At 74.0% G+C, this 22,632-nt stretch carries 21 protein-coding genes; 9 read left to right on the plus strand and 12 right to left on the minus strand.

Annotated features, from left to right (window positions below; all coding sequences use genetic code 11):
* Together ACJ73U_RS24700 and ACJ73U_RS24705 are read right to left on the minus strand one after the other, a co-directional pair.
* Positions 1 to 1,553, minus strand: a 1,553-nt coding sequence (locus ACJ73U_RS24700; RefSeq protein ID WP_407780081.1) for a putative bifunctional diguanylate cyclase/phosphodiesterase, incomplete at its 3' end; no start/stop codon positions are given.
* Positions 1,554 to 1,615: 62 nt separating this feature from the next.
* The gene (locus ACJ73U_RS24705) at positions 1,616 to 2,026 is read right to left on the minus strand and encodes a hypothetical protein (RefSeq protein ID WP_407780082.1); all 411 of its coding nucleotides are present in this window, start codon (positions 2,024 to 2,026) and stop codon (positions 1,616 to 1,618) included.
* A gap of 81 nt (positions 2,027 to 2,107) precedes the next feature.
* On the opposite strand from ACJ73U_RS24705, the gene ACJ73U_RS24710 reads away from it, so the two are divergent.
* Entirely contained in the window at positions 2,108 to 2,887 is a 780-nt protein-coding gene (locus tag ACJ73U_RS24710; protein WP_407780083.1) for a glycerophosphodiester phosphodiesterase family protein, read from the plus strand.
* A gap of 77 nt (positions 2,888 to 2,964) precedes the next feature.
* Here the strand turns inward: ACJ73U_RS24710 and ACJ73U_RS24715 are convergent, their stop codons facing one another.
* Complete coding sequence (locus ACJ73U_RS24715; protein ID WP_407780084.1) at positions 2,965 to 3,744, minus strand: hypothetical protein; 780 nt, start codon at positions 3,742 to 3,744, stop codon at positions 2,965 to 2,967.
* Positions 3,741 to 4,373 carry an RNA polymerase sigma factor gene (locus tag ACJ73U_RS24720; protein ID WP_407780085.1) on the minus strand — a complete coding sequence of 211 codons (633 nt, stop codon included), beginning with the start codon at positions 4,371 to 4,373 and terminating at the stop codon, positions 3,741 to 3,743. The genes ACJ73U_RS24715 and ACJ73U_RS24720 overlap by 4 nt, the downstream gene beginning before the upstream one ends.
* Here ACJ73U_RS24720 and ACJ73U_RS24725 point away from each other — a divergent pair.
* Positions 4,372 to 5,031: a hypothetical protein gene (locus ACJ73U_RS24725; RefSeq protein ID WP_407780086.1), complete on the plus strand. Its 660-nt coding sequence runs from the start codon at positions 4,372 to 4,374 to the stop codon at positions 5,029 to 5,031. The genes ACJ73U_RS24720 and ACJ73U_RS24725 overlap by 2 nt on opposite strands.
* Here ACJ73U_RS24725 and ACJ73U_RS24730 read toward each other — a convergent pair.
* Positions 5,021 to 5,647, minus strand: coding sequence for a transglycosylase family protein (locus ACJ73U_RS24730; RefSeq protein ID WP_407780087.1), 627 nt, complete (start codon positions 5,645 to 5,647; stop codon positions 5,021 to 5,023). The genes ACJ73U_RS24725 and ACJ73U_RS24730 overlap by 11 nt on opposite strands.
* A gap of 154 nt (positions 5,648 to 5,801) precedes the next feature.
* Between ACJ73U_RS24730 and ACJ73U_RS24735 the strand changes: the two genes are divergently transcribed.
* Positions 5,802 to 7,232, plus strand: a complete 1,431-nt coding sequence (locus ACJ73U_RS24735) for an MFS transporter (protein WP_407780088.1) — start codon at positions 5,802 to 5,804, stop codon at positions 7,230 to 7,232.
* Here ACJ73U_RS24735 and ACJ73U_RS24740 read toward each other — a convergent pair.
* From ACJ73U_RS24740 to ACJ73U_RS24765, 6 genes are all read right to left on the minus strand, one after another.
* On the minus strand, positions 7,229 to 8,506 hold the full coding sequence (locus tag ACJ73U_RS24740; protein WP_407780089.1) for a hypothetical protein: 1,278 nt from the start codon (positions 8,504 to 8,506) through the stop codon (positions 7,229 to 7,231). The genes ACJ73U_RS24735 and ACJ73U_RS24740 overlap by 4 nt on opposite strands.
* Before the next feature lie 4 nt (positions 8,507 to 8,510).
* Positions 8,511 to 10,262: a BTAD domain-containing putative transcriptional regulator gene (locus ACJ73U_RS24745; RefSeq protein ID WP_407780090.1), complete on the minus strand. Its 1,752-nt coding sequence runs from the start codon at positions 10,260 to 10,262 to the stop codon at positions 8,511 to 8,513.
* 69 nt (positions 10,263 to 10,331) lie between these two features.
* Positions 10,332 to 11,273 carry an NmrA family NAD(P)-binding protein gene (locus tag ACJ73U_RS24750; protein WP_407780091.1) on the minus strand — a complete coding sequence of 314 codons (942 nt, stop codon included), beginning with the start codon at positions 11,271 to 11,273 and terminating at the stop codon, positions 10,332 to 10,334.
* 68 nt (positions 11,274 to 11,341) lie between these two features.
* Positions 11,342 to 12,580: a TetR/AcrR family transcriptional regulator gene (locus ACJ73U_RS24755; protein WP_407780092.1), complete on the minus strand. Its 1,239-nt coding sequence runs from the start codon at positions 12,578 to 12,580 to the stop codon at positions 11,342 to 11,344.
* A gap of 20 nt (positions 12,581 to 12,600) precedes the next feature.
* Positions 12,601 to 13,368 (minus strand): ABC transporter permease, encoded by a 768-nt coding sequence (locus ACJ73U_RS24760; protein ID WP_407780093.1) that lies wholly within the window; start codon positions 13,366 to 13,368, stop codon positions 12,601 to 12,603.
* On the minus strand, positions 13,365 to 14,303 hold the full coding sequence (locus tag ACJ73U_RS24765; protein ID WP_407780094.1) for an ABC transporter ATP-binding protein: 939 nt from the start codon (positions 14,301 to 14,303) through the stop codon (positions 13,365 to 13,367). The genes ACJ73U_RS24760 and ACJ73U_RS24765 overlap by 4 nt, the downstream gene beginning before the upstream one ends.
* A gap of 89 nt (positions 14,304 to 14,392) precedes the next feature.
* Here ACJ73U_RS24765 and ACJ73U_RS24770 point away from each other — a divergent pair, with 89 nt between their 5' ends.
* Together ACJ73U_RS24770 and ACJ73U_RS24775 are read left to right on the plus strand one after the other, a co-directional pair.
* Entirely contained in the window at positions 14,393 to 15,472 is a 1,080-nt protein-coding gene (locus ACJ73U_RS24770; protein WP_407780095.1) for a sensor histidine kinase, read from the plus strand.
* Entirely contained in the window at positions 15,469 to 16,110 is a 642-nt protein-coding gene (locus ACJ73U_RS24775; protein WP_407780096.1) for a response regulator, read from the plus strand. The genes ACJ73U_RS24770 and ACJ73U_RS24775 overlap by 4 nt, the downstream gene beginning before the upstream one ends.
* A gap of 30 nt (positions 16,111 to 16,140) precedes the next feature.
* Here the strand turns inward: ACJ73U_RS24775 and ACJ73U_RS24780 are convergent, their stop codons facing one another.
* Positions 16,141 to 16,416 carry a hypothetical protein gene (locus ACJ73U_RS24780; protein WP_407780097.1) on the minus strand — a complete coding sequence of 92 codons (276 nt, stop codon included), beginning with the start codon at positions 16,414 to 16,416 and terminating at the stop codon, positions 16,141 to 16,143.
* A gap of 177 nt (positions 16,417 to 16,593) precedes the next feature.
* On the opposite strand from ACJ73U_RS24780, the gene ACJ73U_RS24785 reads away from it, so the two are divergent.
* The 4 genes from ACJ73U_RS24785 to ACJ73U_RS24800 all read left to right on the plus strand — a co-directional run.
* Complete coding sequence (locus ACJ73U_RS24785) at positions 16,594 to 17,826, plus strand: helix-turn-helix domain-containing protein (protein ID WP_407780098.1); 1,233 nt, start codon at positions 16,594 to 16,596, stop codon at positions 17,824 to 17,826.
* A 66-nt stretch (positions 17,827 to 17,892) separates the two neighbouring features.
* Complete coding sequence (locus tag ACJ73U_RS24790) at positions 17,893 to 20,850, plus strand: type 2 lanthipeptide synthetase LanM family protein (protein ID WP_407780099.1); 2,958 nt, start codon at positions 17,893 to 17,895, stop codon at positions 20,848 to 20,850.
* Between the two features lie 38 nt (positions 20,851 to 20,888).
* The gene (locus tag ACJ73U_RS24795; RefSeq protein ID WP_407780100.1) at positions 20,889 to 21,101 is read left to right on the plus strand and encodes a hypothetical protein; all 213 of its coding nucleotides are present in this window, start codon (positions 20,889 to 20,891) and stop codon (positions 21,099 to 21,101) included.
* Between the two features lie 54 nt (positions 21,102 to 21,155).
* Positions 21,156 to 22,632 (plus strand): ATP-binding protein (locus tag ACJ73U_RS24800; protein ID WP_407780101.1); only part of this gene is annotated, 1,477 nt, incomplete at its 3' end.

A 22,632-nucleotide genomic window follows, 5' to 3' on the forward strand; every position in this document is an offset into this window, starting at 1 on the left:
CCGAGCCGCTTGAGCGCGTCGACCTGGCTGGCGCGCTCGACCCACTCGGCGACCACGGACACGCCCAGCCCGCGTGCGATGTCCACGATGCCCTGGACCAGCACCGTGTCGCGGCTGCCGTAGTCGATGGCGCGGATGAACTCGCCGTCGATCTTCACGCCGGTGATGGGGAGCTGTTTGAGGTGCACGAACGAGCCGAAGCCGGCGCCGAAGTCGTCCAGGGAGATGCGGCAGCCGCTGGCGCGCAGCTGCTGGGCGAGCATGCGGGCGGCGGTGAGGTTGGTGACCGCGGCGGTCTCGGTGATCTCGAAGCCGAGGCGGCCGGGTGCGACGCCGGCGGCGGTGATGCGGTCCAGGACGTAGTCGCCGAAGTCCTCGTCCTCCAGGGTGCGGCCCGAGACGTTGACGTTGAACCGCAGCCCCGGGTACGGGTGGGCGACCAGGGCGTCGATGGCGGTGCCGGCGACCCAGCGGTCGATCTCCAGCACGAGGCCGCTGCGTTCGGCGGCGGGCAGGAACTCCCCCGGCCCCAGCCTGGGTTCGTGCCCGTCCTCCATGCGCAGCAGCAGCTCGTGGCCCACGACGCGGTTGCTGCCGAGCTTGACCATCGGCATGGCGTGCAGTTCCAGGCCGCCGCCCGCGAGGGCGTTGCGGAGCCGGTCGAGCACGGTGACGCGCAGGGCGGTGTCGGCGTAGTGGCCGCGTTCGTAGACGGTGACGCGGTTGCGGCCGGCGTCCTTGGACGCGTAGAGGGCGAGGTCGGCGTTGGCGAGGACGGCCTGCCAGCCCTCACCGGCGCCGAACCTGGCCACGCCGGCGCTGACGGTGATCTGGCTGGCGCCGACCCCGCCGGTGACCGGGAGGGCCGCGACGGCGGTGCGCAGGCGGTCGGCGATGCGCACCGCCGTGGCCTCGTCGGTGTCCGGGAGGACGACGGCGAACTCGTCGCCGCCGAGCCGGCCCAGCACGTGCCCGCGGCCCTCGACGCTGCCGAGGCGGTCGCGGAGCACGTTCGCGAGCGTGCACATCACCCGGTCGCCGGCCGGGTGGCCGCGCAGGTCGTTGATGTCCTTGAAGTTGTCCAGGTCGAGCAGCAGCAACGCGCCCTCGCGGCCGAGCGCCAGCTGCCGTTCCAGCTCCCTGGTGAGGGCGCGGCGGTTGAGCAGCCCGGTGAGTGGGTCCTCGTCGGCCATCCGGATGAGCGCCTTCTGCCACTCGTCCCGTTCGGCCGGCGCGACGCCCTGCTCCCGCCACCGCGTCACATCCATCACCCGATAGAGGTAACCGTCGTCGAGCGTGTCGCAGCGGACCTCGAGCCAGCGGTGCCGGCCCTCCCCCACCCGCACGGACAGCACGAGGCCGGTGTGCGGGCTCTGCGGGGCGCCCCCCACCAGCGCGGGCACCGACCGGCCCCCGCACAGGGCGGGCGCGAGCTCCAACAGGTCCGCCATCACCCGGTTCACCCAGCGGACCTGGCAGCGCTGGTCGGTGATCGCGAACGCCACGTCGGCCGCGTCCAGCACCTCACTCACCGAGATGCCGTCGATGTCCATTCGAGGTGCCCTCGTTCGTCTGGTCTAACGATTGCGCACGAAGGGTAGTCGAACGAGTGGCCTCAGCGCAGCCGCTCCAGCCCATGTGCGTTCTCGACCACCGCGGCGGCGAGGCTCTTGAGCTCTCCGGGGTCCGCGCCGTCGTCGGCGGCGGTCACCACGTCCTCGGCGGCGCACCGCAGTTGGAACAGCCGATCCTGCAGGTCGGCGAGCTCGGCGGCGGACAGCACGACCGCGTCCTCGGGCAGGCCGCCCCGCTGCACGGCCGAGCGGCGCTCGTAGGCGCGCTGGCGGCAGGACTGGGAGCAGTACCGGCGTGGTCTGCCGACCCGGGTCGGTTTGCCGCCCGTCTCGCCGCCGCCCGTGCCACCGCTCTTGTCGACGCTCTTGTTGGCGCTGTCCGGTAGGCGCTGGCCGCACCAGCCGCAGTGGCGGACCTCGCCGCGGGTCCTGACCCTCTCTGGAGTGATCACCTCTGGCACCTCATGTGTCCGACGCTATCCGGCCACTGCCCCGCCACCCACGAGCCACGCCGTTGGTTCAGACTGGACAGTGTGCATGACCACGCGTTTCTCGCCGGACCGTACCCGAGGGCGTTCGTCCACCGCGGCTGGCACTACGGCGACCTGGAAGGCATGGAGAACTCGCTGCCGGCGTTCCGGCGCGCCGTGGCCGAGGGCTACCACTACCTGGAGACCGACGTCCACGCGACCGCCGACGGCGTGGTCGTCGTGCAGCACGACGCGGTCCTGGACCGCACCACCGACGCCTGCGGCCCGGTCGCGCGGCTGCCGTGGCGGGTCGTGGCCACCGCGAAGATCGGCGGGCGGGAGCCGGTGAGCCGGCTGGAGGACGTGCTCGAGGAGCTGCCGGAGGCGTTGTTCAACATCGACGTGAAGGCGGAACGGGCGATCGAGCCGCTGATCGACGTGCTGCGGCGGACCAACTCGTTCGGGCGGGTGTGCGTGGCGTCGTTCTCCGAGGCGCGGCTGGAGCGGGTGCGGCGCCGCGCCGGTGAGGCGCTGCTGACGTCGATGGGCACCAAGGCCATCGCCCGGCTGTGGGCGGCGGGGCGGCTGCCGCGGTTCATCACCGCGCGGCGCGGCCACCAGCGGATCGCGCAGGTCCCGGCCCGGCAGGGCCGGCTCACCGTCGTGGACAGGCGACTCATCGCCGCGGCCCGGCGGCGCGGCATCGAGGTGCACGTGTGGACCATCGACGAGCCGGACCAGATGCACGAGCTGATCGACCTCGGCGTGGACGGGTTGATGACCGACCGGCCGGCCGTGCTGCGGGACGTGCTGCGCACACGCGGGCTGTGGGCGGCGGCCTGAGACGGCCCGCCGCGCTCGACCGAGCTGCGCGCGACGAGCTGTGGGCGTAGGTGAGCTGGCCTGCCTGACCGGTTCGGTCAACGCAGTGACTCGGCGATCCCCATCGCCTGCCGCTCGGTCAGCTCGCCCTCGACGCGGTAGGTGACGCCGTCCTTCGCCCAGATCAGGGTGCTGCCGGCCAGCCGGGCGGTCTCCTCGCGCAGCGTGCCGTCGCGGTCGGTGTAGATGACCGGGTGCGGGCGGTCCACCCACACCGCCGGGGTCCCGGCCACGGTCACGTGATGCACATCGGCCGCCAGGGTGAACTTCGCGAACATCGGGTCGAGTCCGCCGTCGAACTCGTCGACGCGGACCTGCCCGTGCGCGGAGCCGAACGCCATCGACACCACCCGGTCGCCGTCGATGAGCCGCACGGTCGCCGGCGGACCCAGGTCGGTCGGCAGCCGCAGGCCGAAGCGCACCGCCCGGCGCGCCTCGGCCACGGACACGTCGCGTTCACCCGGAAGTGGCGGCTCCACCGACGGGACCGGCCGCACCGGGGCCGGTTCGTCCACGTGGATCTCGACACCGCCGACCCGCAACAGGTCATACACGGCCGCCCGGACCGCCGGGGACACCGCCATCGCGGTCACCAACGCCACCAGCGCGGCGACCGCGGCCGCGACGACCGTCCGCCACCGGCTGGGCCCACGCTCAGCCAGGCGGGACAGCACGGCGCCGGTCACGTCGGGAGGCTCCGGCACGTCCAGACGGGTGCCGAGCACGCGGAGCGCGGCCGCCAGATCGTCGTCGGTGACGTTGCAGTCGGTGACGTTGCGGTCGGTGACGTTGCGGTCGGTGCGGTTGTCGTCGGTCACCGGGTCACCTCCTGCGCCAGGTCGGCCGGCAGCGCCTGCCGCAGCTTGGCCAGCGCGCGGGACAGGCGGGACTTCACCGAGCCGCGCGGCCAGGCCAGCACCTGCGCGGTCTCCGCCTCCGACAGGTCGAGGAAGTAGCGGCAGGCCAGCACGAGCCGGTCACGGTCGGCCATGGCGTTGATCGCGGCCAGCAGGACCGCGGCCGTGTCCGCGGTGACCGCGGACTGCTCCGGTGTCGGGGCGGCGACGGGCTCGTCGGGGCGAACCGCCAGCCGCAGCTCCAGCGCCGAGCGCCGCCGCCACGTCCGGTGGCTGTTGCGGGTCTCGTTGGCGACGATCCGCAGCAGCCACGGCCGGAACGCGGCCCCCGGGCGGAACGTGTCCAGCGCGCGGTACGCCTTCACGAACGCCTCCTGCGTCACGTCCTCCGCCTCGTGCCCGGCGCCGAGCAGGTAGGCGGTGCGGTGCGCGAGCGCGCTGTAGCGAGCGACCAGGAACGCGTACGCGTCCCGGTCACCTGCCCGTGCCCGCTCTACCGCCTCGTCCTCGTCCGTGGTGTTCTCCTCGGCCTCACCTACTCCTGGTACACCGCCGGAACCTCGATGGTTCCGGCGGTTTAGTCCGAACATGAGACGCATCCTCGTCGTGGCCCTCGCCGTCGTGGCGGCCGCGCTGTCCACCGCCACCCCCGCCAGCGCCGGGAACTGGGAGGAGACCCTGCTCGACCCGCCGCCCGCGCGCGTCGAGGCCGGCGTGACCTACACGTTCGGGTACTGGATCCTCCAACACGGCTCGTACCCCTACCAGGGCGGCGACCTCGGCCCCACCGCGCTGCGCGCCACCGACGAGAACGGCACCGCCGTCGAGTTCCCCGGCGTCGCGGCCGCGACCGCGGGGCACTACTCGGCCGAGGTGCTGTTCCCGCACGACGGGAAGTGGATCATCGGTTCCCAACACGAGGTGCTCATGACCGATCCGCTCGTCGCCGAGGTCACCGTGCCCGGCCCGGTCTGGATCGCGCCCAGCCAGATGAAGGAACGCGCACCCTACGCGTGGGGCGCGGCGCACCCGTCGTTCCCGCCGGCGGCGGCCGACGCGGACACGGCCGCGCCCGGCGGCTACCCGACCAGCCAGCCGGCCCAGGCGCGGAACGTCGCGACACGTGGGCACGAGACCGCCGAGGCGCCCGGCACCCGGCTGCCGGTGTGGCTGGTGATCGTGGGCGGGGCCGTGACGGTCGGGTTCGCGTTCCTGCTCGTCCGGCGGTACCGGCGGGTCAACCGGTAGGCGGGCGGCCCTGCCACGCCGCCGCCCACGTCTTCGGGCCCAGGAGCCCGGAGTCGTTGATGCCGTTCGCGCGTTGCAGGGCCAGGACCGCGGTGCGGGTCTTCTCCCGGTAGCAGCCGGTGCCCTGGAAGTCGTAGCCGTAGACGTTCATGCGCAGCTGGAACGTGCGCAGTCCCGGGTCGCAGTCGCCGAACGCGAAGACCGTGCCCGGCCACGGCGGCATCGTGTCGCCCGGCGGTGCGCCGCCGATGTAGGCGGCCTCGGCGTAGGTGGGGACGCGGCCGCCGCGGGCGTCGCCGTCCTCCCGCAGGCCCAGCGTGTGCGCGCAGGTCCACGGCTGCCAGCCACGCATCCGGTACAGGTAGAGCGCGCGAAAGTCCTGCTCGGCGGGCGAGGCCTGGTGGGGCAGGCCGGTGCCGCCGACGCTGCGCCAGGTGTCGAGGTCGAACTGGTAGGCGCCGTAGTGGCCGTTCGCCGCGACGACGGTGTAGTCGCCGTTCGACTCGCACTGGCGCAGGCGCGCCCAGTCCCCCGCGCCCGGATCGGCGGCCGCGGTCCCGGCCACCCCCGCCACCGCGGCCACGACCAGGACACCCAGCAGAACCCACCGTCGCATAAGGACGGACAATAGTCACACCAGCACCATCGGCAACACGGGTCACAGAGCACCGTTTCGCATCACCTCGGCCACGGTGATCCCCGTTGACCTTGTGCGCTGTAGGGTCCGCTGCGCGAGCGTGCTGAGCGACCACCCCTGGCCCGGAGGACCGATGAGCGTGCTGGACAACGACCGGGAGGCGCCGCCGGGCGCACGCGAGCGCAAGCGGGAGCAACGCGGCTGGGTCTGGTACGACTGGGCGAACTCCGTGTTCCCCACCTCGGTCATCACCGTGTTCGGGTCGCTGTACCTGACCGCCGTCGCCGCGGACGCCGCCATCGCGGACAAGGCCACCAACGGCCCCCACCCGTGCCCCTCCGACGGCGACGGCGGCACCAACAAGCTCGTCGACTGCCAGATCGGCATCCTGGGCCTGCACTTCCAGGCCGGTTCGCTGTGGGGCTACCTGCTGGCCGTCGCCACCGTGGTCCAGGTGCTGGTGGTGCCCGTGATGGGTGCCATCGCCGACCGCGGCCAGCACAAGAAGCGGATGCTCGCGATCTCCGCGTTCGCCGGGGCGACCGCGACCGCGCTGATGGCGTTCGTCGCCGGCACCAACTGGCAGCTCGGGGTCGTGCTGTTCATCCTCGGCAACATCGGCTACGGCACCTCGGTGGTCATCTACTACTCGTTCATCCCCGAGATTGCCACCGCCGACGAACGCGACGGCCTGTCCACCCGCGGGTGGGCGTTCGGCTACCTCGGCTCCGGCGCCGCGCTGCTGCTGCAGCTGATCATCTACCTCGGCCGCGACGCGCTCGGCCTGTCGGAGGGCAACGCCGCCCAGATCGCGTTCCTCACCTCCGGGATCTGGTGGGCGGCGTTCACCCTGATCCCCCTGCGGCGGCTCACCGACCACCAGAAGGCACACGGCCACGAACACGGCGCCGGCGGCGTCATCCTCGGCGGGTTCCGCGAGCTGGGGAACACGCTGAAGGTGGCGCGGGCGTTCCCGCTGACCCTGGCGTTCCTCGGCACCTACCTGATCTACACCGACGGCATCGCGACCGTCGCGAACGTGTCCGCCCAGTACGGGTCGGAGGAGCTGAACTTCGAGGACACCGTCCTCATCACCACGATCCTGATCGTGCAGTTCGTGGCGTTCGCTGGCGGTGTCCTGCACGGCCTGGTCGCCCGCCGCCTCGGCGCCAAACGCACCATCATGATCAGCCTGTCCGTGTGGGTCGTGGTCATCGCCGCCGCCTACTTCGTGCAGGCCGGGCAGGCGCTGCAGTTCTACCTGCTCGCCGGCGGGATCGGGCTCGTGCTGGGCGGCACCAACGCCCTGTCGCGGTCGCTGTTCAGCCAGATGGTGCCGCCGGGCAAGGAAGCCCAGTACTTCTCCATCTACGAGATCGGCGAACGCGCCACCTCCTGGATGGGTCCGCTGCTGTTCGCGGCCGTCGCCGGCGCCACCGGCTCCTACCGGCCCGCGATCATCTCCCTGGTGGTCTTCTTCTTCGTGGGCCTGGTGCTGATGTTCTTCGTCCCGGTCCGTAGGGCCATCCGCGCCGTGGGCAACCCCGAACCCTCGATCCTCTAGCGGTCGCCCAGCGCCGCCGCCTGCCGGGCGGCGATCGGGTCGCGCAGGCGCAGCGTCGACCCGTCGGTGAAGTCCAGGCGCAGCAACGGCCGCGGCGGCAGGCTGCGGCCCGCGAACTCCGCCACCAGGCGGCGGATCCGGGTCGGTGGCAGCTCCAGCACCGTGGTCAGCGGCGGGTCCGGGTCCGGTGGGGCGGCCAGCAGCTTCGTCGCCGCGACCAACGCCAGCCGGGCGCGGGTGACCACCAGCCGCGCCACGCCGCGGGTGTGGGCGAGCATGTCGGCCAGCGCCACCGCGTCCCGCTCGGCGCGGTCGGCCTGCGCCCAGAACGCGATCGTCGGGTCGTCCAGCCAGCCGTTGGACCGCCGCGACGTCATCGCCGGCAGCGGCCACCGCAGCTTCGTCGCGATCAGCTCCGGGACCCGGCCGATCGGGACGTGCGGCAGCCGCAGCTCGCGGCCCAGCTGCACACCCGCGTAGCCGTAGTTCGTGGTGGCCGCCAGCAGCACCTGCTCACCCGGGTGCACCAGCCGCTCGGCCAGCTTGCGGGACTTCTCCGCGAGCTTGGCCACCCACTCCACCCGCGCCCCCGGACGCAGCGGCGGCTCGCCGCCCGCCAGGCCCGCCGCGTACTCGCACTCGTCCCGGTCGGTCATGCCCACCAGGAAGTCGACGCCCGACCGGTCCACCAGCCGCAGCCGCAGCACCGGCGCCGCGTCGCGGTGCGCGACCTCCACACCGACGATCCGCGACCGCGGGATCTCCGCCACCGGTTCCAGCGTCGGCAACGCGACCGGCTCGTCCGCCACGTTCGCGCCGAAACTCAGCCCGTGCTCGGCGACGCGCTCCGCCAGCTCCCGGCCCAACCTCGCCAGGCCGCCGCCCACCCGGGCCGCTCGCGCGAGGAAACCGCTCTGCGCCGGCTCCGGCGACGGCGCCGCGAGCTCGGCGTGCAGGGCCAGGCGGTGCGGGGTGAGCGTCCACAACCAGCGTGACATTCCGCTCAGCGGTGCCACGTTGCGCACGTACCGGTGCGCCAGGCAGTCCGGCGCCGGGCCCCACACCACCAGGTCCGGCGGTGGACGCTCGGGGTCCTCGCAGCCCGGGTTCGTCACGCCCGGGATGTCGAAGCAGTGGGTCCTCGCGTAGGCCGCCCACAGCAGCGGGCCCTCACCGGGCTGCTGCACGAGCGCCGCCGCGACGGTCGCCGGGCCGATCGGGTCGGCCAGGAAGTCCGTCGTGTCCACCCGCAGAGCCATGGACGTCGCGCGCACACGATCATCCTAGAGCCGTCGTGGCCACCCCGCTGTAGAACCGGACCAGCCTGGTCAACGCCGCCTGCACCGCCTGCGGGCCGTCGTCGAGGTGGGCGCGGCCGCGGGCGAAGCTCCGCACCGGCCCCAGGAACGCGTACCGGTCCACCCCGGTCAGCTCCACCAGGTGCACGTCCACCAGCGACTCCAGCAACGCCGCGGTCGCCGGCACCGGCAGGTCCAGCACGGCCGCCGCCGCCGGCAACGCGATGTCCGGGCCGTCGGCCACCGCCAGCAACCGGAACGCCCGCGCCTGCGCCGGGGACAGCTCGGCCAGCGCCGACTCGTACGGCCCCTGGATCGCGCCGCACTCCGGGCGCTGCACCGGCGCGGACGGCGGCAGGTGCCCCAGCCGGTCCCGCGCTGCGGCCAGGGTCCACTCCGGGCGCGACGCGATCCGCGCCCCCACCGCGGCCAGCACCTGCGGCAACCCCGCCGACCCCGTCGCCAGCTCCCTCGCCACCTCGGGCTCGCGCCGGACCCGCTCGCCCACGAGCCGTTCCAGCAGCGCCACCGAGTCCTCCAGCCCCAACCCGGTCAGCGTGCGCCACCGCGCGTAGGGCAGGCCGTAGAGCAGGCGGCGGGCCGTGACCAGCACCGCCGACCCCGCCGCCGGCACCAGCTCGGCGACCTGGTCGGCGTCGCGGGCACCGTCCAGCACCACTAGCAGCCGCCGCCCCGCGGTCCGGGCCCGCCACAGCGCCGCCCGCTCGGCCGGCGCCGGCAGGTCACCCACCCCCACCGCGGCCAGCACCGCGGCCAGCGGGTCCGGTGTCACGGCCAGGTCGACGAACAACTGCCCGTCCGGGAACCTCCCGGCGACCGCGTGCCCGACGTGGACGGCGAACGCGGTCTTGCCGATCCCCGCCAGCCCCTCGATCCCCACCACCGGCACCCGGTCGAGTGTGGTGAGGACCCAGGCGAGCTCGTCCGCGCGGCCGACGAAGTCGGGCAGGTCCGGCGGCAGCTGGCTAGGCCCCGGGCGCTCACCGAGCGCGGGATCGGCGGCGAGGATCCGGCGCTGCATGTCCCGCAGCCCCGGCCCCGGGTCCAGGCCCAGCTCCTCGGCCAGCAGGCGCTGGATCTCGGCGAACACCGCGAGCGCGTCCGCCTGCCGGCCCGCCCGGTAGTGCGCGAGCATCAGCAGCTCGCGAGGCCGTTCCCGCAACGGCTGCTCGGCGATCACCTCCGCCAGCGCCGCGGCGGCCTCGACCTCCCGGCCCAGCTCGATGTCGGCGGCGGCGAGGTCCTCCACCGCAGCCAGCCGCACCTGACCGAGCCGGGTGCGTTCGAACTCCGCGTAGTCCCCGTTGACCCCCGCCAGCGGGACACCGCGCCACAACTCCAGCGCGGCACGCAGCTCCCGCGCGGCGACCCGGGGCTCGGCGCCCCGCGCGGCGTGGGTGTGGCGGGTGAACTCGGTCAGGTCCAGGTCGGCGGCACGCAGCGAGTACCCGCCGCCGACGGAGGAGATGACGTCCTCGGGCAGCACCCGCCGCAACCGCGACACGTAGGACCGGACCACGCCGACCGCCGCGCGCGGCGCCGCCGGCCCCCACACCGCGGTGATCAGCTGGTCGATGGTGGCCGGGGTGCCGGCACGCAACAGCAGGATGCCCAGGATCGCGCGCTGCTGCGGGGTGCCCAGGTCCAGCTCCACCTCGTCGAGCCAGGCGCGGACCGGACCCAGCACCGCGAACCGCAACGCACCGCTCACCGGCCGACTCCCCTCCGCGACAGCTTCTGCTGGGCGCAACGGCGGGTGAGCGGCCGCTATTCCGGGGGTTCAGCCGGTGAACGCGTCGCGGTGGGCCGACAGCCAGGTCGCGAAGTCCTGCAACCGCGGGTTGAGCTCGCGGGCGTGCCGCGGGTCGCGGGAACCGGCGAAGTAGTCCGCGTGCTCGGTGTAGTAGAAGAACATGTTCGCCAGGTCGTCGGTGCCCGGGAACGGCAGCGCACGCATGTCCGCGATGCTCATCGGGCGGTAGGCGACCTCCTCACCCAGCTCCTTCGCGAACCGCGCCGCGTACTCCGCGCCCGTGAGAACCTCCCCCGACACCGCGACCGTCGCACCCACCAGCGCGACACCGCGCCGGAAGATGCCGTAGGCGGTCCGGCCGATGTCCTCCGCGGCGATGCCCGGCAGCGGCGCCGACCCCATCGGCAGGTGCAGCGCCAGCACCCCGTCCGGGTCGCGGACCGGCTTGAAGAAGTCCAGGAACGCCTCGAAGTAGAACGTCGTCGACAGAAACGTCGTCGGCACCCCCGCGGTGCGGAAGTAGTCGTCCGCCTCGGCCTTGCTGTCGAAATGCGGCACCGTGTACGCGCCCGCCAGCGTCGGCACCCGGTCGTCGGACAGGGGGACGTGGTCCCGCGTGTCCGGCAGCGTCGACCACACGACGTGCGCCAGCCCCGCCGCCGCGGCGGCGTTCGCCATCGCGGCGGCCTGCGCCTGCTCGCGGGCCACGTCGTTGTACTCCCAGAACGCGGTCATGAAGTACGCGCCGTACGCGCCCGCCAGCGCCGCCCGCACACTCGCCTCGTCATCGATGTCCGCGGCCACCACCTCGGCGCCCCGCGCCGCCAACGCCGCCGCGGCCGGCGACGACGGGTCGCGGGTCAGTGCCCGCACCGCGAACCCGCCGTCCGGGTCGTCCAGGATGGCGCGGGCCAGACCGCCGCCCTGCTGACCGGTCGCACCGACCACCGCGATGATCTTCTTCGTCATGGTGAAGCTCCTTTCGAGGTCACCCTCGAGGGAACTCCCGCCGGATTGCCGTCGCGTGCACGTCCGGTTCACGTCGCCAGGTGCGCCAGCAACCCGTCCACGACGATCTCGATGCCCAGCGTCGACCGCGCCGGCCCGGTCGGTGCCGGCAGGTTCGCGCTCGTCGCCACCCGCCGCGCGAACGTGTCCGGCGGCGACTGGTTGAGCACCGCCCCGTACACGTGCCCCCACAGGATCCGGTTGGCGTGCCCGAGCGACTCCTGCGGCACACCCGCCGCCCGGAACGCCGTGAACACCCGCTCGGCCACCGACATGATCGCCGGCGACGCCAGGTGGTCGACCGCCAGCGCGACCACCGCCCACGGATCCGCCGACAGCGCCAGGTAGCCGGCCGTGGCCACCGCGAGCAGCTCGGTCCTCGGCTCCGGCACCGGCGGCGGCACCGCGATCACCACGTCACCCGCCACCGCGTCCAGCATCGCCACCACCACACCGTCCCGGTCGCCCACGACCTGCCGCACGGCCGCGGTGTCCACGTCCAGCTCGTTCGCGACCGCGTGCACCGACACCGCCGCCAGCCCGGACTTGCGGGCGATCCGCCGGCCGGCCTCCCCGATCTCCCCGCGGGCGGGCGGCACCGTCGACCGCACCGGCCCGGCGACCTGGGGCAATACGGTCGTACCGCACTCGCCGAGCCGGTTCGCCAGCCCGTCGACCATGATCGCCAGCTTCTCGTGCAGCCACCCGCGGCGGCTGGCCGGATCGCCGCTCAGGGCCTCTCCGAACAGCTCCTGCAGGCTGCGGCGGCCACGCGGGGTCTCGAACACCCGGTTCATCCGGCGTCCGCTGATCTCCGCGGCCACCGTCAGCTCGACGACGAAGCTCACCGCGGTGAGCGCCTCCCGCCGCGACAACCCCGCGCCCCGCAACCGGCTCACGTACTCGTCCGCGATGTCCAGCGCCCGCGCCGGCAGCGCCGGCACGACCTGCGTCGCCTCCGCCATCCCCGGGTACCGCTCCAGGAACCGCCAGACCGCGTCGGCGAAGGACATCAGCAGCTCACGCCAGTCCTGCTCGGCCGGCGGCCACGTGAACTCCCGCAGCGCCAGGTCCAACGCCGCGAGCAGCAGGTCGTCCCGGTCGTGCACATACCGGTAGAGGGTCGAGTGGCCCACGCCGAGCCGACGCGCCACCACCGGCATCGACAACTGGGTCACGCCCTCCTCGAGGGCCGCCCGGGCCACGTCGTCCCGGGTCAACGACGGGGGCCGGCCGGGACGACGGGCGGGCGGGGGCGCAGCAGCCACCCCGGTACGGTACCCGCAGGTCAGGCGTCGCGGCGGCGCAGCGACACGTAACCACCCACAAGGGCGGCGGCCACCCACGCCGCCAACACCCCCAGCGCGCCCAGCGGCCCGAAGTCCAGCCGCCCGAGGAAGAACGTCCCGTCGGTGTGCACCCGCATCAACCCCGCGCCCGCCTGGTCGGGCAGGTACTGCGTCACCGACCGGATCGCCGGCAGGCTCGACAGCCCCTGCGAGTTCAGGAACAGCAGCGGGATCAGGATCCCCAGCGCCAGCGCCGAACTCCGCAACACCGTCGCGACACCCAGCGCGAACACGCACATCGACGTCAGGTACACGACCGCGCCCAGCACCGCCCGCAGCACCCCCGGATCACCCAGCGACGCGCCGTTGGCGCCCGCGCTCCACTGCGTGGCGAGGAACGTGCCGAACACGACCGCCACCGCGAGGACCGCCGCGACCCCGGCGGCCACCAACGCCTTCGCCGCCAGGAAGACCCCGCGGCGGGGCACGGCGGCCAGCGACGCGCGGATCGTGCCGGTCGTGTACTCGGCGCTGACCACCAGCACCCCGAACACCACCAGCGCGATCTGCCCCATCATCAGCGGGTAGAAGCTGATCTCGGCCGCGTCGAGGTGGGTCCGCGCCCCCTGCGTCCCGGCCCGCAGCTGGGACCCGATCAGCAGCCCGAGGCCCACGCACACCGCGGCCGTCGCCACCAGGCTCCACCACGTCGAACGCACCGTGCGCGCCTTGGTCCACTCCGCCCGCACCAACGCGAGAATGCTCATCGCCCGAACTCCCCGCCCTCGGACCGGCCCGGTCCGCTCGGTGTCTGGCCGGCCGGGTCGCCGGTCATCCGCACGAACGCCTCCTCCAGCGACGCCGACCGCCGGCCGATCTCGTGCACGACCACGCCGTGCGCCGCCGCCAGCTCACCCACCCGCGCCGGGTCGACGCCGTGCGCGGCCAGCGCGCCGTCCTCGGTGTCGCTCACCGCCACGCCCTGCGCCGCCAGCACCTCGCGCAGCCGCGCCGGGTCCGGTGTGGCGATGCGGACGTAGGAAGTGCTGTTCGCCGCGATGAACCGCGCCACCGTGGTGTCCGCCAGCAGCCGGCCGCGGCCGATCACCACCAGGTGCTCCGCGGTCTGGGCCATCTCGCTCATCAGGTGGCTGGACACGAACACCGTCCGCCCCTCGGCCGCCAACCGGCGCACCAGGTTCCGCAGCCACACGATGCCCTCCGGGTCGAGCCCGTTCACCGGCTCGTCCAGCAGCAGCACCGGCGGGTCCCCGAGCAGCGCCGCCGCCAGCCCGAGGCGCTGGTGCATGCCGAGCGAGAACCCCTTGACCCGCCTGCCGGCCACGTCCGCCAGACCGACCTGGTCCAGCACCTCGTCCACCCGCGACACCGGGATCCGGTTCGTCCGCGCCAGCCACAGCAGGTGGTCGCGGCAGCGGCGGCCGCCGTGCACCGACCGCGCCTCCAGCACCGCGCCGACCCGCCGCAGCGGCTCGGCGAACGTCGCGTAGGGGCGCCCGTCGATCAGCACCCGCCCGGACGTGGGCCGGTCCAGCGCGAGCATCATCCGCATCGTCGTCGACTTGCCCGCGCCGTTGGGGCCGAGGAACCCGGTCACCCGACCCGGCTCGACCGTGAACGACAGGCCGTCGACCGCGACGGTACGACCGTATTGCTTCGTGAGTGCTTCCACTTCGATCACACCGGCACGCTAGGCAGGTCGACCGGTCCGGCGCCGTCCTCGAAAGTCGCCCGTACTGTCGACGAAAGTCGACCCGTAGCCTGTGGGCCATGGGCCGATACCTCGCCGTCGCCGCCGTGGTCGTGGCCAACGCCGCGGTGGCCGTCGCCGCCGCGCACGCCAACCAGGGGCTGTTCGGGCCGCTCACCCTCCTCGGGTACGCGCTGCTGGCCTGGACCGCCTACCTCACCGGCCGCGGCCTGCCCACCCGCACCGACCTCGCCGTCGTCGCCGGCACCGCACTCGCCGCCGCCGGCCTGCAGATCGCGCTCGCCCCGCAGCACGCGCCGCAGCACGTGTCCGGGTTCGTCGTGTTCACGGCGCTGCCGCTGCTCGTCGGCCGCTACCTCGCCCAGCACCGCCGCCTCGTGCGCACCCTCGACGCGCACAACCGGCAGCTGAGCACCGAACGGGCCCTGCTGGCCGAGCAGGAACAGCTGCGAGAACGGCTGCGCATCGCCCGCGACATGCACGACTCGCTCGGCCGGCGGCTGAGCCTGGTGTCCGTCCAGGCCGCCGCGCTCGAGGTCAGCGACCTGCCGCCGGCGCAGCGGCAGGCGGTCACCGCGCTCGCCGGCAGCGCCCGCGACGCCGTCACCGAGCTGTACCAGCTGATCGGCTCCCTGCGCGGCGCCGGCGACGACACCCCCGGCGCCGAGGCCATCCCCACCCTGGTCGAGGAGTTCCGGACCGCGGGGGTCGAGGTGAGCGCCACCGGGAACGCCGGCGTGCTGCCGCCGGCCGCGTCCCGCGCCGCCTACCGGGTCATCGAGGAAGGCCTCACCAACGCCACCAAACACGCCGCCGGCCACCCCGTGGCCATACACCTGACCCGCGAAACCGACACGCTCGTGGTGACCGTGGCCAACCCCGTCACCACCGCGGCGGCCGAACGCGGCGGCTTCGGCCTGGTGGGGCTCACCGAACGCGTCGACGCCGCCGGCGGATTCCTCGACCACCGCGTCACCGGCGGCGAGTTCCGGCTCGTCGCCATGCTGCCCACCCGCGCACCCGACCTGTCCCCGTCGCGCCTCACCCGCGGCCGCGTCGCACTGCTCGGCGTCGCCACCGCCGTGCTGCTGTTCGTCCTGCTGCCCGCCATCACCGTCACCGGGGTCGCCGGGCGATGATCACCGTCCTGGTCGCCGACGACGAACCGCTCATCACCGCCGGCATCAACACCGTGCTCCAGTCCGCCGGCGACATCGACGTGCTCGCCACGGTCACCGACGGGCGCGCCGCCGTCGCCGAAACCGTCCGCCGCCGGCCCGACGTCGTGCTGCTCGACATCACCATGCCCGGCCTCGACGGCCTCGGCGCGCTCGCCGAACTCCACACCAGGGCACCCCAGGTCAAGGCCGTCATGCTCACCTCGTTCGGCACCGAACCCAACGTGCTGCGCGCCCTGGAACAGGGCGCGGCCGGGTTCGTGCTCAAACACTGCGCACCCGACGAGCTGATCCGCGCCGTCCGCGCCGCCCACCACGGCGACGCCTACCTCTCCCCCGAGGTCACCCGGCTCGTGCTCGGCCTGGTCACCCCCGACGGGCACCTGCGCCGCCACGCGGCCGCCACCCGGCTCGCCGTGCTCAGCCCACGCGAGACCGAGATCGCCGGCCTCGTCGCCAAGGGCCTGTCCAACGCCGAGATCGGCCGCCGCGTACACATGAGCGAACCCACCATCAAGACCTACGTCAGCCGGGTGCTCACCAAGCTGGACTGCGCCAACCGCGTCGAGGTCGCCCTCCTGGTCCGCGACTCCCAGTAGCCGCCACCCCGCGTTTCCCCGGCGTGGTCGCTAACCGGTGACCACCAGCTCGGTCCACTCCTCGGCCGCGCCGCCACCGACCCGCAACAGCACCAGGTCACCCGCCGACAACCGGCCGTCCGCCAGCTCACGCCGGACCATAGCCCACACCCCACCGGGCTCCTGACCGCAGAACACGTGTGCCACCCGGGCCAGCACCGCGAACGGCGGCGACCCCGTGCCAGAGCAGGTCACCCGTACCGCGTCAGTCGACAGCCCGATCGTTCCGCACTCGTCCACGGTGGCCGTCCTCCCGTTCCGACCCATGTGTCCTCACCCCCGAAAAGCGCTCGTGCCGACCGGGACGACCCCCGGTCCGCCCCCGACCAAACCGCAAAGCCGCGGACGAGACCAGGCACTTCGACCGGCACATCCGCAGGCACGACCGCGCTGAAGAAAGTGGGTGCCCCGCACTCATGCGCGAAGCACTCCCGGTCAGCGATCGTGATCACCAGCAACAACGGCACACAGGGGAGGTCCCTGATGCACCCCGGCTTCGGCGCCGTCCTGCGCGAGTACCGGACCACCGTCGGCCTCACCCAGGAAGAGCTCGCCGACCGGTCCGGGCTGTCCGTCCGCGCCATCCGCAACCTCGAACTCGGCCGCACCGAACGCCCACAACGCCAGTCGATCACCCTGCTGGCCACCGCCCTGCGCCTCACCGAAACCGACCACGCGGCCCTGCTCGCCGCCGCCGGCCGCCACCAACCCCAACCCGCCCGCTGCGAACTGCCCCCCGACGTGCCCGCGCTCGTCGGCCGCGACCCCGACGCGCTCATCCGCGTACTCACCACCCCCGGACCGCGGTTGGCACTGGTCAGCGGCGGCCCCGGCGTCGGCCGCACCGCGCTCGCCACCCACGTCGCCCACCGCGTGCGCGACCGGTTCCCCGACGGTCAGGTGTACGCCGACCTCGACGGCATCCCCGCACCCGAGGCCGTGCTCGGCCGGCTGCTCCGCTCGCTCGGCGCCACCGACCCCCCGGCCGGCCGCGACGAGCGGGCCGCGCTGCTGCGCGCCCACCTCGCCGCCCGACGCGTACTCGTCGTCCTCGACAACGTCGCCGGCGAGGCACAGGTCCGGCCGCTGCTCACCACCGGCTCGGCGAGCGCGGTACTGGCCACCAGCCGCCGCGAACTGGTCGCGCTGCCCGGCGCCCACGCCGTCCGGCTCGGCCAGCTCACCGCCGAGCAGGCACAACAGGTGCTGGTCCGGCTGGTCGGCGACCGCGTCCGGACCGAACCGGCCGCCGCCACCGCCGTCGTCGACGCCTGCGCCCGGCTGCCGCTCGCACTGCACATCGCCGGCACCTGGCTGGCCACCCGCCCCCACCGGCCCGTCGCCGACCTCGCCGCCCTCCTCGCCGACGCCCACCTCGTGCTGGACCGGCTCGCCGTCGCCGACCTGTCCATGCGCGCCAGCATCGCCTCCCACGTCGCCGAGCTCGGCCCCGAAGAACGGTCGCTGCTGCACCGGCTCGGCCACCTGCCGCAGCTGCGGCCCGCCGACCTCGGCCACCGCCTCGCCCTGACCGAACCTGCATTGCGTGACGTACTCGACGGACTCACCCAGGCCAACCTGCTCACCAGAACCGCCCGCGGCTACCGGATGAACCCCCTGGTCAGACGCTACGCACAGGAGGACGTCCGGCTTCCCGGGCTGCGCACAGCCACGTAGCCGCGGCAAAAATATGCGTGGTTTCCACCCATGACCACGCACCTTTCGGCTGGCACGGTCCGGTGCATGACCAACACGGGCCCCACCACCACGCTTCCCGCGTACTGGTGGACGCCCGGACTCGCGCTGGCGGAACGCTCCGCCGGCCACAGCGTGCCGAACGACCAGGCTCAAGACCGGTTTACCCGCTGGCAGGCCACGTTCGGCACCCGGTTCGGCGAGCGACTCGCGGTCGACGGGCTCGACGAGCCCGCGCTGCTGGGTCTGCTCGCCGAACCCCCGTCGGCCCAGGCTGGTCGAGTCCCGCGCCCGGCCTGGGCCGACACGGTCGAACGCGCCATCGCCACCGCCACCCCGCGCCAGGTCGACACGACCGACTGGCGCGCGGCGTTCGCGGTGCCGCTGCGGCCGTTCGTCACCGCCGCCGTCACCGACCTCACCACACAGGTCACCGGCGACCTGGACATCGACCTGGACGCCATCGTCGGCGCCTTCGCCGACCGCCTGTCCCGACGGCTCGTCAACATCGCGACCAGGACCCTCGTCCACGAGCTCAACACCAGGCGCGCCGCCGGCCGCACCACCGGCATCGCCCACTTCGCCACACAGCTGACCGCGCCCACCGCACTCGCCGAGCTGTGCGCCACCTACCCGGTGCTGGCCCGGCTGCTCGGGCTGGCCAGCACCTTCCACGCCACCGCCACCGCCGAACTGCTCACCCGGTTCGCCGCCGACCGCGCCGCGATCACCGACACCCTGCTCGGCGGCACCGACCCCGGCACACTCACCCAGCTCCACGCCGGCATCGGCGACACCCACCGCCACGGCCGCGCCGTCGCCGCCCTCACCTTCGCCAGCGGCGCCCGCGTCGTCTACAAGCCACGCGACCTCGGCGCCCACGAACGGTTCGCCGCCGCCGTCCGCTGGCTCAACGCCGCCGCACCGGGCCTGCACCTGCGCACCGCGACCGCCCTGCCCCGCGACGGCTACGGCTGGGTCGAGTACGTGGCCCCCACCCCACTGCCCGCCAGCGGTGAGGACCCCACCGCCGCCGACCGCTTCTACCGCCGCCACGGCGCGCTCCTCGCGCTGCTGCACGCCCTGCACGCCGCCGACATGCACTTCGAGAACGTCATCGCCAGCGGCGAGCACCCCGTCCCGGTCGACGTCGAAACCCTGTTCCACCCCGCGCTCACCGCACCCGAACCCGCCCCCGACCCGGCCGCGCGGATGCTGTCCGACTCCGTCCAACGCACCGGCCTGCTGCCCGTCGTGGTCGCCGGTGAGGGCGGCACCGCCGACGTGTCCGCGCTCGGCGGCACCACCGTCACCGAGATCGTCACCGACTGGACCCCCGACGGCGACGGCGGCCTGCGAGAGGTAAAACGGCAGCTCACCCGTCCCGCAACGCAGAACCTGCCGGTGCTCGACGGGCGGCCCGTGCCCGCCGCCGCCCACCAACCGGCGCTGCTCGCCGGGTTCCGGCTCGGCTACGACGCGATCCTGCGGCACCGCACCGAGTTCCTCGACCTGCTCGAGACCAGCGGCAACGACGAGGTACGCGTCGCCGTCCGCAACTCCCGCGGCTACGCCCGGCTGCTCGCCGAGTCACTGCGCCCGGAGCTGCTGCGCGACGGCCTCGTCCGCGACCACGCCCTCGACGTGCTCTGGACCGAGTCCACACACGACCCGCTGCGCTGGCGGGTCTGCCGCGACGAGCTGGCCGACCTGTGGGCCCTGGACATCCCGCTGTTCACCACCCGACCCGCCACCGCCGACCTGTGGAGCGCGTCCGGGCGGCGACTGCCCGGCGCCCTCGACCGGCCCGGCCTCGCCAGCGCGCTCGCCAAGGTCAACGCCATGAGCGAGGTCGACCGCCGCGACCAGGAGTGGATCATCGCCGCCGGCCTGGCCACCACCGGCGACGCCGCCGGCGGCCACCGCCCCGTCCCGCCGCTGCCCGGCCCCCTCGCCGGCACCGCCGCCCCGGCGGACCGGCTGCTCGTCGCCGCCTGCTCGGTCGCCGACCAGATCATCGCCCGCCACCTCGCCCACGGCGAGCGAAGCAACTGGCTCGGCCTGGAACTCGTCGACGAGACCCGGTGGATGGTCCTGCCCATGGGCGCGGCCCTGGGCACCGGATACACCGGCGTCGCGCTGTTCCTCGCGCAGGTCGCCGCGCTCACCGGCATCACCCGCTACGCCGACATGGCCACCCGCGCACTGCACGGCCTGCCCCGCCTGTTCGACCTGATGGCACAGCGCCCCGACCTGGTCGCGGCCGTCGGCTGCGGCGGCTTCCACGGGTTCGGCGGCATCGCCTACGCCCTCAGCCGCCTCACCACCCTCCTCGGCGACGGCGGTATCGACGGCGGGCTGCGGGAGGCCACCCGCACCGCCGTCGACCTCGCCGCGGCCGCCGCCAAGGCACCCGGCCCACCCGGTCTCGCCAGCGGCGCCGCCGGCTGCCGGGCCGCCATGACCGCCGTGCACGCCGAACTCGGCATCCCGGCCGCCGCCGCGCTGGCCCGGGAATGCGCCGACGGGCTCGCCGACCTGGCCCGCACCGTCGACCTGGACACCGGCCCCGCCGGGTTCCTCGACGGCGCCGCCGGCATCAGGTGGGCCCTCGGAGAGCCCACCCCCGAACCCGCACCAGCCCCGGACCTCGGCTGGTGCGCCGGCGCCGCCGGGCTAGCCATCGCTGGCGGCGACGTCGACCCGCTCCTGCGGGACCGGCCGGTGCTCGCGGATCTGTCCCTGTGCCACGGCGAACTCGGCATCACCGAGGCGCTGACCGTCCTCGCCGGCCGCGACGAACGCGTCGCGGCCACGCGCCGACGGCGGGCCGGGCTGATCCTCGACGCCTACGGCCGGCACGGCGCCGTCTGCGGCACGCCCGGCGGCGTCACCTCACCCGGCCTGCTGAACGGGCTGGCCGGAATCGGCTACGGACTGTTACGGCTCGGGTTCGCCGACCGCGTGCCCTCCGTGCTGCTGCTCGAACCAGCGCACACGCACTGAACCGAAACACACCACACCCATGAAAGAAGGGGAGAACTGTGCCTGAAAACCGGCCCACGACCGACGAAACCTCCGGCGGCGGTTACCCAGCGCCACTGCTGCGCCTGCTGCCGGCCATCACGTTCGGTGTGCGTGCCGCGGCGCTCGCGGGGATGGCGGTGTCCGCCGGCGGGCTCGCTTTCGGCCTCTCCGGGGCGTTCGACGCCGCCCAACCGGCCGACACCACCTGCTGCACCCTCATCGAGATGTGATCACCGCCGCCACCTACCTGGTTGCCGGCGACGAACCCTGGGTAATGTCGATCCGTGCGGAACCGCTCATCGATCGTGGTGGGCCGGGACCGGGAGCTCCGGGTGGTCAGGGATGCCCTGACCGCGGCGGCTGCCGGCCGAGGCGGCGTGATCTTCCTCATCGGGGAGAGCGGCATCGGCAAGTCCCGGCTCACGGCCGCGGCAGCCGACCGCGCCTACGAGACCGACATGGTCCACATGCGCGGTCGGGGCAGCGCCATCGGCCCGATGGTCCCGTTCCGGTCCCTCACCGAGGCCCTGCTGTCGCTGGTGCGCGCCAACGTCGACCTCGACGTCACCGCGCTCGGCCCGTACGGGCCGGTCCTCGCCCGGCTCATCCCCGACTGGGGCACCCCCACCCCCGAGCAGGACGGCAGCTCACTCGTCATCCTCGCCGAGGCGGTCCTGCGGCTCACCGCCCTCGCCGGCAAGGGCCGCGGCTGCCTGGTCTCCCTCGACGACCTGCAGGACGCCGACGCGGAAACCCTCGCCGTCGTCGAGTACCTGATCGACAACCTCGAGGCGCAACCCACCCTGCTGCTCGGCGCCATCCGCGACGAGCAGTGCCCAGCACTCGACCTCGCCCGGTCGGCCGCCCGCCGCGGCAGCGCCCTGCTGGTCGAACTCGACCGCCTCGACCGCGACGGCCTGCGTGCGCTGGCCGCCGCGTGCCTGTCCGGCGAGGTGCCCGAGCCGGCGATCGACCTGCTGTGGGCCAGCAGCGCCGGCAACCCGTTCCTCATCGAGGAACTGCTCGGCGGCATCGTCGACGGCGGCCTGATCCTGCCCGGCCAGCACGGGTGGCGGATGGCCGACCCACCACCCGCCGACGTGCCGGCCACCTTCGCGCGCACCGTGGCCCGCCGCGTGGCCGCGCTCGACCCGGCCACCCAACGACTCCTGTCGGTCGGGGCCGTGGCCGGGCGGCGGTTCCCCCTCGCGATCGCGCAGGCCGTCACCGGGCTGCCCGACCGCGAGATCCTCTCGCACCTGCACGGCGAGACCGGTGCGCAGCTCGTGCATCCCGACGAGCACGAACCCGACTGGTACAGCTTCCAGCACCAGCTCATCCGCGAGGCCGTGCTCACCCTGCTCGCCCCGGCCGAACGCGCCCGGCTCGCCAGCGAGGTCGCCGACGCCGTCGAGGCGCTCTACCCCGGCCTGCCCGACGAGTGGTGCCACACCGCGGCGACGCTGCGGCGCGACGCCGGCACCCCGCTGCCCGCAGGCCGGCTGTTCGCCAAGGCCGGCCACCGCGCACTGACGCAGGGCGCGGCGCACTCCGCCGTCGGGTTGCTGGACACCGCCTGGGAGCTGCTGGCCGGCGGCGATCCCGCCGAACGCGCCGAGGCGCTGGAGAACATGGTGTACGCGCTGGCCGAGGCCGGGCTGGTCGAACGCGCGCTCGCGTCGGTCGGCACCCTCGACCAGGTCGGGGGCCTCGACCCGCGGCGACGTGCCCGCCTGCACACCAAGCTCGCCTGGGTGGCGC

This window comes from Actinophytocola sp. (assembly GCF_045807065.1).
GTDB lineage: Bacteria > Actinomycetota > Actinomycetes > Mycobacteriales > Pseudonocardiaceae > Actinophytocola.

Coding starts and splice junctions, on each gene's coding strand:
- ACJ73U_RS24770 (WP_407780095.1), top strand. CDS start 14,393: ATGGGCCGATACCTCGCCGTCGCCGCCGTGGTCGTGGCCAACGCCGCG.
- ACJ73U_RS24735 (WP_407780088.1), top strand. CDS start 5,802: ATGAGCGTGCTGGACAACGACCGGGAGGCGCCGCCGGGCGCACGCGAG.
- ACJ73U_RS24750 (WP_407780091.1), bottom strand. CDS start 11,273: ATGACGAAGAAGATCATCGCGGTGGTCGGTGCGACCGGTCAGCAGGGC.
- ACJ73U_RS24725 (WP_407780086.1), top strand. CDS start 4,372: ATGAGACGCATCCTCGTCGTGGCCCTCGCCGTCGTGGCGGCCGCGCTG.
- ACJ73U_RS24760 (WP_407780093.1), bottom strand. CDS start 13,368: ATGAGCATTCTCGCGTTGGTGCGGGCGGAGTGGACCAAGGCGCGCACG.
- ACJ73U_RS24720 (WP_407780085.1), bottom strand. CDS start 4,373: ATGTTCGGACTAAACCGCCGGAACCATCGAGGTTCCGGCGGTGTACCA.
- ACJ73U_RS24775 (WP_407780096.1), top strand. CDS start 15,469: ATGATCACCGTCCTGGTCGCCGACGACGAACCGCTCATCACCGCCGGC.
- ACJ73U_RS24780 (WP_407780097.1), bottom strand. CDS start 16,416: ATGGGTCGGAACGGGAGGACGGCCACCGTGGACGAGTGCGGAACGATC.
- ACJ73U_RS24730 (WP_407780087.1), bottom strand. CDS start 5,647: ATGCGACGGTGGGTTCTGCTGGGTGTCCTGGTCGTGGCCGCGGTGGCG.
- ACJ73U_RS24790 (WP_407780099.1), top strand. CDS start 17,893: ATGACCAACACGGGCCCCACCACCACGCTTCCCGCGTACTGGTGGACG.